Raw genomic sequence first — 13,074 nt, 5'->3', positions numbered from 1 at the left:
TTTAGGAGTGGCGATTAAAACCCCTTACACATCTAGTTGTTTCACATCTTTAGCATGCGCTTGGATAAAGGCTCTTCTAGGCTCTACTTCATCGCCCATGCAAAGCGAAAAGATCGCATCGGTTTTTTCTAAATCTTCAATTTTGAGTTTGATGAGACTGCGGTTTTCTTTATGCATGGTCGTTTCCCACAAATCATTAGGGTTCATCTCGCCTAACCCCTTATAGCGCTGGATATTCGCTCCCTTTTTAGCGTAATTTTCCACTTCTTCTAAGAACGCCAAAATATCCTTATTTTCTAAGAAATCTAAATTATACTCCATAAGCTTTTGGTAAGTGTAATTCGCTTCTTCAAACAACACTTCTTTAAAGAGGTTGTCATCTAGGTTAAATTCCACCAAGCCTTTAGGGGTTTGCGCATGCAAATGCAAGCTTTCTTCAGTAGCAAAAGAGCGTAAGATCTGATAATTCAAGCCCTCTAATTTTTCCAAAATGCTTTTTTCTAAAACTTTCATATCAAGGCTTAAGGCGTCCTTAGTCTCAATCAAAAAGCGTAAAACTTCTAGCAAATTGTAGCGTTTTTCTAATTCCAAAAGCGTATAGCGGTAATGGCGCGCCACTTTTAACAAATTCATCAAATCGTTCTTGCCAATCCCTTCAATATCCACCGAATTGATGCCATGCTCAATTAAAAAATGATCCAAAGCGACGCCGTCTTTAAGATAAATTTCTGTCTTGCCTTTCTTGTATTTGTAAAGAGGGGCTTGAGCGATATAAACATGCCCTTGTTCAATCAGCGGGCGTAAATAACGATAGAAAAAAGTCATCAGCAAGGTTTGGATATGGCTCCCATCCACATCAGCATCGGTCATGATAATGATTTTATGATAGCGCAATCTTTCTATATCAAAACTCTCTTGAATGCCGCACCCAAAAGCCGTGATCATGTTTTTAATTTCCTCTGATTTTAGAATCTTTGACAAATGGCTTTTTTCCACATTTAAAATCTTACCTTTTAAAGGCAAGATCGCTTGAAAAACCCTATCGCGCCCTTGTTTAGCGCTCCCGCCCGCACTATCGCCCTCCACTAAAAAGATTTCACTCTCTAAGGGGTCTTTGCTCTGGCAATCGGCTAATTTTCCAGGCAAAGTGCCGACACTCAAATTGTCTTTTTTCCTTGTAAGCTCTCTGGCTTTCTTACTGGCTTCTCTAGCCTTTGCGGCTAGTAGGGCTTTATTGGCGATGATTTTGGCTTCGTTAGGGTTTTCTTCTAAAAATTGGTGGATTTTATCATAGACTAATTTTGAAACCAACGCGCGCGCATACGAACTGCCGAGTTTGGATTTGGTCTGCCCTTCAAACAAAGGCTCGCTCATTTTCAAGCTCACAACAGCGATCAAGCCCTCTTTAATGTCTTCAGAGATGGGGCGCGACTCTTTGGTTTTAATGTTATTGTCAATGTATTGCAAAATCGCCTTAGACAAGCCCATTTTAAAGCCCGCCTCATGCGTGCCGCCCTCAGAAGTTTTAATGTTATTCACAAAGCTTAAGGTGTTTTCATTGTAATCGTCAGCATACGCTAAAGCGACCTCTATAGAAGTGCGCGTTTCTTCATCCATGCTTTTAAACGCAATAATGGGGGTGAGCAATTCTTTTTTAGCGCTATCTTTCACGAATTGTTTCAAGCCGTCTTTATAGAAATAAGTTTCTTGCAGTTGGGTTTTTTCTTCTTTGAAAGAAATTTTTAAGCCATCATTAAGATACGCCATTTCTTTGAAGCGTTTCTGCAAAATACCCGCTTGAAATTCAACGACTTCCATGACGCTTTCATCAGGGAAAAATTCAATAGTCGTGCCGCTTTCTTTAGCGCTTTTAGTCTTGCCAATGACTTCAAGCTCGCTAATGGGAATACCCTTTTCAAACTCTTGGCGATAGATTTGACCCTCTTTTTTAATGGTCATGATCAAGCGTTTGCTCAAGGCATTCACAACCGAAACGCCCACGCCATGCAAACCGCCTGAAACTTTATAAGTATCATTATCAAACTTGCCCCCTGCATGCAAAATCGTTAAAACCACGGTGCAAGCGGGGATTTTTTCCGTAGGGTGAATGTCTACAGGAATGCCTCGCCCGTTATCTTCTACAATGCATGACCCCTCCTCAGTCAAAGTGATATTGATCGTATCGCAAAAACCCGCCATGCTCTCATCTACAGCGTTATCCACGACTTCATACACCATGTGGTGTAACCCACCTATATTGGTATCGCCAATATACATTCCAGGGCGTTTCCTAACCCCCTCTAAGCCCTTTAAAACCTTAATACTATGGCTCTGGTAATTTTGCATTCAATCAAGCCTTTATAATGTGATTGGCATCATTAAAGTGGAAATTTTAGCGTTCAAGTGGCTTTGCTTTTCATCAAGGGGTTCTTGGATCAAAAAAGGCGATGAAGGCTCATTGCATTTTAAAACAAATTGCGTTGTCCCTAAAGCGTTTAAGGCTTCAAGGAAAAATTTTGCGTTCACGCCCAAATGAAAGGCTTTTTCAATATCCAAACCTTTTTCAATCTCAACAGAGGTTTTAGCCGTTTCGCTATGCTCAGAATCCAAAGATTCGAACAAAGCGTTGTTTTTTTCTAAAGTGAGTTTAATGGTGGAGCTTAAAGAACTGCACAATTTAATGCTCTCTTTAAATTCTTCCTTGCCTAAAGTGAAAGAAGAAATGTATTCTTTAGGGAGGATTTTTTGATAATCAGGGTAATTCCCATCAATGAGCTTGGTGAAAAAAGTGTGCGTTTCGTTTTCAACCACCGCTAATATGCCGTCGCTTTTAAAACTGAAATTTTCATAAAAAGTTTAAGGATTTCTAATAAAGCCCTTTTAGGTAAAATACAAGAGATGTCTTCTTCGGTGGAATGGATAGAGACTTTTTCTAACTGCGTATAAGAAAGCCGCTTGGTATCCGTGCCTACCACCGAAAGGGTTTGATGTTTTTGATTGAATTGCATTAAAATACCGGCTAATTCCCTTTTATGGCTGGTTTGCTCAATCACAGGAGCGATCTTTTTAAACGCATCTACTAAAAAGGGGGCATTGATTCCTAAACTCACTTTTGGCTCAATAACAGGGAATTCAGGGAATTCATCAGCGTCAAACATGGGGAGTTTGAAAGAGCTTTTATTTTGTTTGATCACCAAGCTATCATCTTTAGTCTCTAAAACAATATTAGAGTCTTTTAAACATGAGATAATATCCAAAAACTTTTTCCCGTTGATCGTGCCTACGCCCTCTTTATCGGTGGATTGCGTAGAAATATAGCTTTTTAGCCCAATATCGGAATCGCTGGCTTTTAAAAAAAGCTTTTCTTTAATGACTTCCAAATGGATGTGTGAAGCGATAGAAGAAGCGTCCTTTTTATCCAAAAAAGCTTGCAAGTAGCGCAAAGTGTTTTCCAAATCGTTTTTACTAACACTGATTTTCATAATTGAATAATCCCCTTGAATTTTTAGTCTTATTATAGCATAAAAGAGCGTTTTTTTAAGGGTTTAAGCGTATTCCTACCCCTATACGATTGGAAAAAACATCGTATTCATACAAGCCATCGCCATAGCCGTTAAACCATTGCGCATAAATCCCCACAAAAGGGTTAATGCGGTAGGTATAGCCTAAGCGGAAAGCCCCATGCCAGCGATCATAACGCCAGTATTGCGTGAAAATATCATAAAGTTGCAATTCAAAATGATGGCGCCCTCTCCTGTAATCAACTTTAGCGTTACCATACCCCATGTAATCAATCAAATTAGGGTTGGACTGATCATAAGGGACATAGGGCCAATAAGCGACCATGATTTTCAAGCCTCCCTTTTCCCACACCAAACGAAACACAGGGCGTTGCCCCGCGCTCACAGAGCGGAAACCCCCCAGCGCACGTCTTTTTGCCCGTTATAATCTTTAACGATTACAGGCCCTCCTGGAAACTGGTTTTCAGGATTGCCTTCTTTATTAAAAGGCTGATAGCATTGCGCCCCCCCACGCCATTAGAAATGTGTTGCCAACCTATCCAAATCTCAGAAAAATTCCCTATTTTCCCCCCAAAAGGTTTAAAATTAATAGGATAAACATAGATGAGTTCAGGCATGAAATTGATCATTCGCATGGGAGCGGATTGGGGGTCATTATAAATTTGAAACCAATTAGTTTGGGTATAAGCCAAATAAAGCGTGCCTTTAGTCCAAAGAATATGCCTAAATACAGGCACTCTAAAACTGATTTGGAACTTAAACTCATTGCGTTGATACGGGTTGATATTGGGGTGGTACCATTGAAAAATGGGGGTGAAACTATGATAAAAAGGCAAAAAATAAGTGCCTAGATAATCCATCATGTTTAAATATTTTTTAGCAAAATCCACCCAAGAATGTTCTTTAGGGGCTTTTTGTGGAGCGAGATACCAAGCATTGGACAAATCGTTTTGCGTTTTAATGATATGCAAATCCTGTTTGCGCAAATAGTAGTTATAATCCACCTTAAAATTATCTTGTGAAAATTTTTTGCTTTCTAACTGACAAACTACAAAAATCATAAAGAGCAAAACGCTTTTCATCAAGCATCCTTATTTCACTTAAATTGCAAGATGAAAATCGCTAAAATCACTACAGGCGCGATAAAACGAACGCTAAAATGCCACGCTTTAAAAGCGTTTATATTAAAGAAATGCTTCGTGGCTAAAAAAGAGCGCTTTTTATTTAAAACCCACCCCACAAACAAGACTGAAAACAAGCCTCCCAAAGGCATTAAAAATGAAGAAGTGATGAAATCCAGCCACCCAAACACGCTCTTATGAGCAAAGCTCAAAAACTTAGCGTATCGTTCATTCATAGAAAGAATGACTAAAACGCCCAAAACATACACAACAATCCCTATCCATAGCGACGCTTGAGTGCGCGAAAAATTAAAACGATTGATAAGATAAAGCGCTAAAGGCTCTACCAAAGAAACCGTGGAAGTGATCCCGGCAAAAACAAGGGCTATAAAGAAAAAGAGCGAAACGATCTGCCCACTCATGCCCATTTTAGCGAAAGTTAAAGGTAAGGAAATAAAAACAAGCCCTGGCCCTTGAGACACATCCGCATGGTATTCAAACACAAAGGTAAAAATCATCACCCCGGCAATGAGAGAGATTAAAATACCCGGTAATACAATAAATAGAGAGCTTTTGAATAGGTTTTCTCTTTTGGGCGTGAAAGCTGAATAAGTAATAATCGTGCCTACCCCCAAACTCAAAGAAAAGAACATCTGCCCTAAAGCGTCCATAACAACCTTAAAATCAATCTTTTGAATCTCAAAATTAAATAAAAAGCGCAAAGCTTTAGGCATGCTTTCTAAAGTCATCGCATAGATTAAAAGCCCTATGAAAATCACAAACAATAACGGCATCAGCACGACATTTAATTTTTCAATCCCCTCTTCAATCCCCCTAGAAACAAACCATATTGTCGGCAATAAGCATGCGCTAAAGCCAATAACAGGCCAGATCAAACTGCCATTTTGGAGCATGCTAAATTGCATTTTGGCTTGCTCTAAATCTTTAGGCAAATCAAAAGTTACTACAAAAAGATAGTAAAGCACCCAGCCTAACACCACCGCATAAAAAGATAAAATGAGAGGACCGCCTAAAATAAAAAAAGAAGTGAAAGGGTAGTATTTTTTCCTTTTAGGATCTAGTATTTGATAATTAGAAACAACATCTTTTTTACCCAAATTCCCAATCAGCATTTCTACTAAAAGCATAGCAATGCCTAAACTCAAGGTTAGCGCTAGATATAAAAGCACAAACGCACTCCCCCCATTATGACCTACCATATAAGGAAAGCGCCAAATATGCCCTAAACCGATAGAGCTACCCAAAGTGGCTAAAATAAAGCCTAATTTAGAAAATTTTCCCATGCTAAATATTTTAATAAATCTTGCTCAACCAAATAGAAAACACAATTAAAGGGGTGATATATTTAAGCAAGAAATACCAAGTTGCAAACAATTTAGGGCCTAAAAAGTGCGTGCTCAAAAGACGCAATTTTTCTTTTTTCAAAACCCAGCCCATAAAAATAAAGGTTGCCATCCCGCCTAAAGGCATGATAATGGTGCTTGAGGCAAAATCCAACCAATCAAAAAGACTTTTTTCAAAGAAAGTGAGATAGTCTTTATAATCCTTGTGGAGCGAAAAAATCAACACCACGCCTACAATAAAAATTAGTGCTACAAGACCCCAAGTAACCTTAAAACGAGAGTATTGATACCTTTCGGTAAGATACATCACGCTTGGCTCTAATAAAGCCACCGTAGAAGTGATGCCAGCAAAAGCGAGCGCGAGCAAGAAAAGAACTGAAACAAGAATACCTATCGCTCCCATTTGGCCAAAAACCACCGGTAAAGAAGTGAAGATTAACCCTGTGCCTTGTGAGACATTCGCCCCATATTCAAACACAAAAGTGAAAATCATAAGCCCTGCCACAAGAGAAATCAAAATCCCTGATAAAACCACCCAAATAGTGCTTTTAAGCAAATTCTGCGTTTTATCCGTAACCGCAGCGTAAGTGATATTGATCCCTAAACCTATGCTTAAAGAAAAGAAAACCTGCCCCAAGGAATAAGTGAACACTTGAGAAGTCAAATCTTTTGGTTTGAAATCAAACATGAAATGAAAAGCTTTAGAAAAAGAATCCATGCTCATCGCATAGAAAAGCAAACCAAAAAAAGTAGCAAAGAGTAAGGGCATTAAAACCAAATTGAGTTTTTCAATGCCTTCTTTAATCCCCCTAGAAACAATCCATCCGGTTATCAATAAAACGCTAAAAAGCCCTATAGATTGTAACCTAATGGATTGTAAGGTATCATTAAAGATTTGTTCAGATTCTTGGATACTATTAGGCAAATTAAAACTAATACTCACTAAATAATAAAGCACCCAACCTAAAATGGTGCCATAAAAAGTCAGTATTAAAGGTCCAGAAATAAGCAAAAGCCCTGCGTATTTCCAGCGTTTTTTAGGGTTAAGGTCAAGCTCTTTAAAAGCTTCTATTACATTTTTTTGCGTGCTTTGTCCTAATAGCATTTCAGCGATAAACATCGCCGCGCCAACGCTTAAAGATAAAAATAAAAACAATAAAACAAAAGCACCCCCACCGCTCACCCCAGTCATATAGGGGAAACGCCAAATATGCCCTAAACCTATCGCACTCCCTAAAGCCGCTAAAACAAATCCTAATTTAGAAAAATGATTACCCATATCCTAACTACCAAACTCCTTGTCAATGATTAAAATTAAGGAGCTATGTCCTTAATCGCCCAACTATTGCTGTATTAGTTTTTTGAAATCTCTAAAGATCTTAAGATTTAAGAAAAAACCCACTTTCAAAAATACCTAAAAATTATAAAGCAACGCCCCTAGATTATACTATAGTTAAGTTACATATTGTATAATTTTGAGAAAGTTTCATTATTTAAGTAAGGGGAATTAATGCGCTGTAGGGTATATTACGAAGATACCGACTCTGAAGGCGTGGTCTATCATGCGAATTATTTGAAATATTGCGAAAGGGCTAGGAGCGAGTTTTTTTTTAAAAAAAATGTTTTGCCAGAAAATGAAGAAGGCGTGTTTGTCATCCGCTCTATCAAAGCGGATTTTTTTACCCCTGCGAGTTTAGGACAAGTCTTAGAGATAAGAACGCAAATTAAAGAATTAAGAAAGGTTTTTGTGGTGCTTTTTCAAGAAATTTATTGCATCCAAAACGCTTCTTTAGAGCCTATGAAGCCCTTTAAAGTCTTTGCTTCAGAAATCAAGTTTGGCTTTGTCAACCGCTCTACATACAGCCCTATTGCCATTCCTAAATTGTTTAAGGAGCTTCTTAGTGCCGTCTGATTTAGAAAAACCCACCATTATTTACCCTTGTCTTTGGGATTATAGAGTGATTATGACCACTAACAATACAAGCATGTTAAAAGAGCTTTTAGAAACCTACCAACGCCCCTTTAAATTGGAATTCAAAAACACTTCTAAAAACGCTAAATTTTATAGCTTTAATGTTTCTATGGAAGTTTCAAGCGAAGTAGAACGGAATGAGATTTTTCAAAAAATTTCACAATTAGAAGTCGTGGTGCATGCACTTTAATCTTTTAAAACAAACGCCTTAAATTTTTCACCCCTTTCTTTATACGAAGAAAATTGATCCAAACTGGCCGCACTGGGTGAAAGCAAAGCGACTTCATTTTGTAATAAAACGCTTTTAATTTCTTGAACCGCTTTTTCTAACTTTAAACAAACTTGACAAGAAACATTAAATTCTAACGCTAAGGCTTGGATGATAGAAGCGCTTGATCCTATGGCATAAAGGCTTATTTTATAGTTTTTAAACTCTTCAAAAAGGGGGGTTAAATTGACCCCTTTAATATCGCCCCCTACAATCAAATGGATTTTTTGGTTTTTAAAGGTTTTTAGGGCTTGTAAGGTGGCATCAATATTCGTGGCCTTGCTGTCATCTACCCACAAACGCCCTTCTTTATCCCTAAATTCCTCCATTTTATGCGAGCCGATTTTAAAAGCGTTCAGTCTTTTAAGGGCGTTTTCTCTATAATCTTGCCATTTTAGATTCTTTATTTTTAAAAATTGCTCATAGACTAAAAGGGCTAAAGCAGCGTCTAATAAAAACGCTCCCTTAAAAAAAAGGGCGTTAGAAGGGATTTCTAAACGCTCTAAAACCTCTTCGCTGTGATCAAAAAAGATTTTTTGCGCTTGCGAGTTTTGAATAATAGGGTGTTCTTTGAATTTTAAAGGGAGGATAGCGAGCGAAGTTTTAGGCATCAACGATAAAACCTTGAGTTTAGCGTTCAAATAATTTTCAAAATTGCAATGCCAAGTCAAGTGATCGGCTTTGACATTGATGAGCAAGTAGATTAAAGGGTAAGCCTTATTGGTGTAATGCAAAGAAAAGGAGCTTGTTTCTAGCACCCACAAGGGCGATTGTTTTTCAAACAATTCAATCAGGGGCGTGCCGATATTCCCCCCACTCACAGCCTTAAAATCTTCTAAAAGCATGGTGAGCATTTCGGTCGTGGTGGTTTTCCCGTTAGTGCCGCTAATACTGATTATAGTAGGCGTGAAAACAGAATTAAACAAGCTATCAATATAATCGTATTCGCTCATTAAATGCTTGGCTTTTATGACTAAAGGGTGCGTGAAACTAATGCCCGGACTGACTATCTCTAGTTGGGAATCATTAGGGTTAAAATCCTTACTGGGATAGCAAAGAAAACCCTCTCTATCTTTAAAAAATGAAGTGAATTGATCATCAAAAAATTTGACTTCGTTATGGTTTTTTTTAAAAAAACGCCCTAGGGCTAGAGTGGTTTTGCCATGCCCCAATAAAGAGATTTTCATTTTAACGCACCTTCAAGCTTAAAAGAGCGACTAAATTACTCAACATTGAAATGATCCAAAAACGCACGATCACCTTGTTTTCTGCCCAGCCCTTTTGCTCAAAATGATGATGGATGGGCGCCATTAAAAAAAGGCGTTTTTTACGGGTTTTATAACTCCCTACTTGCAAGATCACAGACAAAGTTTCTACCACAAAAATAGATCCCATTAAAACGAGTAAGATTTCATTGTGCGAAACAATAGCGTTATAAGCGATAAACCCCCCCAAAGCCAAACTCCCGCTATCGCCCATAAACACGCTTGCCGGGTTGCAGTTATACCACAAAAAGCCAAAGAGCGATCCCACTAACGCCAACGAGACAACAAACAATTCCCCCACATCTATGACTTTAGGATAGAGCAAGTATTTAGAAAATTCCGCATTCCCTGCCACATACACAAAGATAGAAAGGCTTAAGAGGGTGAAAATGCTAGGCACGCTCGCTAAGCCGTCTAAGCCGTCGGTTAAATTCACCGCATTGCTCGTGGATAAAAAAACCAACACCCAAAAACCAACCGCTAACATCGTGGGCATTTCAAACAAGGGGTTTTTCAAAAAAGGCGCGTATAAAAAAGTGTCTAACCCCTTAAGGCTCAATAAAACAGACACTACAAGCGAAAGGACAAAAAGCATGCCAAATTTCATTTTCGCGCTCATTCCGGCATTATTTTGCTGGTTGATTTTAGTGTAATCGTCTCTAAAACCCACAAAACTAAAGCCCACTAACACGATTATCCCTAACAACACATAAAGATTACCCAAAGACGCGCACAACACGCTCGCAACAATGGTTGCAAAAACAAACACAATCCCCCCATCGTAGGGGTATCCTTTTTATTCTGGTGGCTTGGCACGAAGCTAGAAATGGGCTGGTTAGCCTTTTTAGCCTTGGCCCATAGAATGAATTTAGGCATTAAAAAAAGCGTGAGGAAAAAGGCTATGAAAAACCCTAACCCTGCTCTAAAAGTCAAATACTGGAAAAGATTGATATTAAAATAGCCATATAGTAAAGAATAGAGCATAAAATCCCCTAAAATCGCCATGCTTGAAATTTAGAAAAAAGAAAATTGTAGCGCAAATTGATTTACTTAAAAATAGTATAATCATGGTTTCAATTTTTATTTTTAGGAGTCTTTTGTGGAGCGTTCGCTTATTTTTAAAAAAGTTAGAATTTATTCTAAAATGTTAGTGGCTTTAGGGCTTTCAAGCGTGTTGATCGGTTGTGCGATGAATCCAAGCGCTGAAACAAAAACACCAAATGACGCCAAAAATCAAGTTCAAACTCATGAAAGAATACAAACAAGCTCTGAACATGTTACGCCGCTAGATTTTAATTATCCGATACATATTGCTCAAGCCCCACAAAACCATCATGTTGTAGGTATTTTAATGCCACGCATTCAAGTGAGCGATAATCTAAAACCCTATATTGATAAGTTTCAAGACGCTTTAGCCAATCAAATCCAAACTATTTTTGAAAAAAGAGGCTATCAAGTGTTGCGTTTTCAAGATGAAAAAGCTTTGAATGCGCAAGATAAGAGAAAGATTTTTTCCGTTTTGGATTTGAAAGGGTGGGTAGGGATCTTAGAAGATTTGAAAATGAATTTAAAAGATCCCAATAATCCTAATTTAGACACGCTAGTGGATCAAAGCTCAGGCTCTGTGTGGTTTAATTTTTATGAGCCAGAAAGCAATCGTGTCGTCCATGATTTTGCTGTGGAAGTAGGAACTTTTCAGGCAATGACCTATACTTACAAACACAGTAATTCTGGAGGGTTTGATTCTTCAAACAGCATTATCCATGAAGGTTTGGAAAAGAATAAAGAAGATGCGATACACAAGATTTTAAACAGAATGTATGCGGTTGTCATGAGAAAAGCTGTAACAGAACTTACAGAAGAAAATATCGCCAAATACAGAGACGCTATTGATAGAATGAAAGGCTTTAAAAGTTCTATGCCTCAAAAAAAGTAGTTCTTAAACGAACCATTTAAAAATTAGCCTTAAAATCAGTCTTTTTAAAGGCTATTTTAAGTATAATGCAAAGTTTATTTCAATAATTAAGGATACACAATGGCAAGAAGATGCGCTTTAACTTTCAAAGGGCCTATGATAGGCAATCATGTCAGTCATGCGAACAACAAAAACAAACGCCGCTTACTCCCTAACTTGCGATCGATTAAGATCCAATTAGACGATGGCACGACTAAACGCATTAAGGTGGCTGCTTCCACTTTAAGAACCATGCGTAAAGGGGCTTAGTTTTTAGAATTTCTGTCCGTTTTGATTGTAGGGGTGGTTTTGGTGTTTTTGATAACCTTTTTAAAACTCCCCTTAAAACTAAACTTCTTTTTGAGATTAAAACACAGCTTAGGTTTAGCGTTTTGATTAAATTTAGAGGTAAACGCTTTCAAAAGAATTTATTTTGATCTAGGAATTGGTTTTGTTTGAAAAGTTGAAATTTTTTAAAATCAAAAAAGACGATGAAATTCAGCCAGAAGTCAATTTAAATTCTGAAATCTATGAGCAATTTAAGGTCTTTAGACTCCCGCTTATTTTAATCCAATTGCTTGTGCTTTTAGGCACTCTAGGATACTTCACCCTAGAAAATTATAGCCTTATGCAAGCTTTCTTCCAAACGACTTACACCATGACAGCTACAGGGTTTGGCGCTTTAAATGAAAGCCAGTTCGGGCCTATAAGTATTTTTTTAACTTCCATTTTAATGTTTTTTGGGGCAGGAATCATTGCCTTTAGCGTGGCTATTTTAGTTAGCGTGGTCAATAAAGGCACGCTTACCAGATTGATTAAGGAGAAAGGTATGATTTATAAAATCGCGCGCCTTAAGGATCATTATGTGATTTGTTACCACAACGAATACACCATTGAATTGAGCAAGCAGTTCCGCTCCGCTCAAATCCCCTTTGTGGTCGTGGATAATGACCCTAGTTTTGAAGAAGAAGCCATTAAGCACAAATACCCCTACTATATCATAGGCGATCCGCACACCAATTTAGCCATGCTAAAAACCCACTTAAGCAGTGCTAGGGGCGTTGTGGCTTTGTCTAAGATTTTACCGGTGAATGTGGCGTTAATGGTGAGCGTGCGCTTGTTTGAAAAGGAATTAAAGCGCAAACCTTATCACATCATTGCAAGCGCGCATAGCGATGAAGGCTTAGAAAAATTAAAAAAATTAGGGGCTGATATGGTGGTTTCCCCTACAAAACTTATGGCGCAGAGAGTGAGTGCTATGGCGGTGCGTCCGGATATGGAAAATATCTTAGAGCGTTTTATTAATAAAAAAGACACGCTTTTAGACTTAGAGGAAGTGATTGTCCCCAAAACCAGCTGGCTTGTGTTAAGGAAATTAAAAGAAGCCCATTTTAGAGAGATCGCTAAAGCGTTTGTGATTGGTATCACTCAAAAAGATGGCAAATACATCCCCATGCCTGATGGAGAAACGATTATTGCAAGCGAATCCAAACTATTAATGGTTGGCACTTCAGAAGGCGTTGCGACCTGTAAGCAACTCATCGCTAACCATCAAAAACCCAAAGAAGTGGATTACATTTCATTGTGATTGATACAGCCTTTTTATAAA

General features: G+C 38.2%; 9 protein-coding genes and 4 pseudogenes. 5 read left to right on the top strand and 8 right to left on the bottom strand.

All coding sequences use genetic code 11. The features are described from left to right. Positions 1–24: 24 nt before the first annotated feature. From gyrB to D2C72_01660, 5 genes and pseudogenes are all read right to left on the bottom strand, one after another. Positions 25–2,346 (bottom strand): DNA topoisomerase (ATP-hydrolyzing) subunit B, encoded by a 2,322-nt coding sequence (gene gyrB / locus D2C72_01680; protein QEF43159.1) that lies wholly within the window; start codon positions 2,344–2,346, stop codon positions 25–27. Positions 2,347–2,358: 12 nt separating this feature from the next. Further along, a pseudogene (locus D2C72_01675) lies at positions 2,359–3,482 on the bottom strand (DNA polymerase III subunit beta). A 55-nt stretch (positions 3,483–3,537) separates the two neighbouring features. Continuing rightward, positions 3,538–4,603: pseudogene (locus D2C72_01670) on the bottom strand (phospholipase). A 14-nt stretch (positions 4,604–4,617) separates the two neighbouring features. Then, a complete protein-coding gene (locus D2C72_01665; GenBank protein ID QEF43158.1) occupies positions 4,618–5,946 on the bottom strand; it encodes a sodium-dependent transporter in 1,329 nt (442 codons plus the stop codon). Between the two features lie 10 nt (positions 5,947–5,956). Beyond that, positions 5,957–7,285, bottom strand: a complete 1,329-nt coding sequence (locus D2C72_01660; protein ID QEF43157.1) for a sodium-dependent transporter — start codon at positions 7,283–7,285, stop codon at positions 5,957–5,959. 231 nt (positions 7,286–7,516) lie between these two features. Here D2C72_01660 and D2C72_01655 point away from each other — a divergent pair, with 231 nt between their 5' ends. Both D2C72_01655 and D2C72_01650 read left to right on the top strand, forming a co-directional pair. After that, on the top strand, positions 7,517–7,918 hold the full coding sequence (locus D2C72_01655; GenBank protein ID QEF43156.1) for an acyl-CoA thioesterase YbgC: 402 nt from the start codon (positions 7,517–7,519) through the stop codon (positions 7,916–7,918). Continuing rightward, positions 7,908–8,168 (top strand): DUF493 domain-containing protein, encoded by a 261-nt coding sequence (locus tag D2C72_01650; GenBank protein ID QEF43155.1) that lies wholly within the window; start codon positions 7,908–7,910, stop codon positions 8,166–8,168. Before D2C72_01655 ends, D2C72_01650 begins: the two co-directional genes overlap by 11 nt. Here the strand turns inward: D2C72_01650 and D2C72_01645 are convergent. Both D2C72_01645 and D2C72_01640 read right to left on the bottom strand, forming a co-directional pair. Next, positions 8,165–9,433, bottom strand: a complete 1,269-nt coding sequence (locus D2C72_01645) for a UDP-N-acetylmuramoyl-L-alanine--D-glutamate ligase (protein QEF43154.1) — start codon at positions 9,431–9,433, stop codon at positions 8,165–8,167. The genes D2C72_01650 and D2C72_01645 overlap by 4 nt on opposite strands. Position 9,434: 1 nt before the next feature. Beyond that, a pseudogene (locus D2C72_01640) lies at positions 9,435–10,495 on the bottom strand (phospho-N-acetylmuramoyl-pentapeptide-transferase). 115 nt (positions 10,496–10,610) lie between these two features. Between D2C72_01640 and D2C72_01635 the strand changes: the two are divergent. Together D2C72_01635 and rpmB are read left to right on the top strand one after the other, a co-directional pair. Continuing rightward, positions 10,611–11,447 (top strand): neuraminyllactose-binding hemagglutinin, encoded by an 837-nt coding sequence (locus D2C72_01635; protein ID QEF43153.1) that lies wholly within the window; start codon positions 10,611–10,613, stop codon positions 11,445–11,447. Positions 11,448–11,546: 99 nt separating this feature from the next. Beyond that, complete coding sequence (gene rpmB / locus D2C72_01630) at positions 11,547–11,735, top strand: 50S ribosomal protein L28 (protein ID QEF43152.1); 189 nt, start codon at positions 11,547–11,549, stop codon at positions 11,733–11,735. On the opposite strand, the pseudogene D2C72_01625 reads toward rpmB, so the two are convergent. After that, a pseudogene (locus D2C72_01625) lies at positions 11,689–11,887 on the bottom strand (hypothetical protein). The gene rpmB and the pseudogene D2C72_01625 sit on opposite strands and share 47 nt — an antisense overlap. 29 nt (positions 11,888–11,916) lie before the next feature. Here D2C72_01625 and D2C72_01620 point away from each other — a divergent pair. After that, positions 11,917–13,053, top strand: a complete 1,137-nt coding sequence (locus D2C72_01620; protein QEF43151.1) for a potassium channel protein — start codon at positions 11,917–11,919, stop codon at positions 13,051–13,053. Positions 13,054–13,074: the final 21 nt, after the last annotated feature.

Origin of the sequence: Helicobacter pylori (assembly GCA_008032955.1) — a bacterium.
In the GTDB taxonomy this organism is placed as follows: Bacteria; Campylobacterota; Campylobacteria; order Campylobacterales; family Helicobacteraceae; genus Helicobacter; species Helicobacter pylori_DC.
This window is presented reverse-complemented; position numbering and strand designations above follow the sequence as displayed.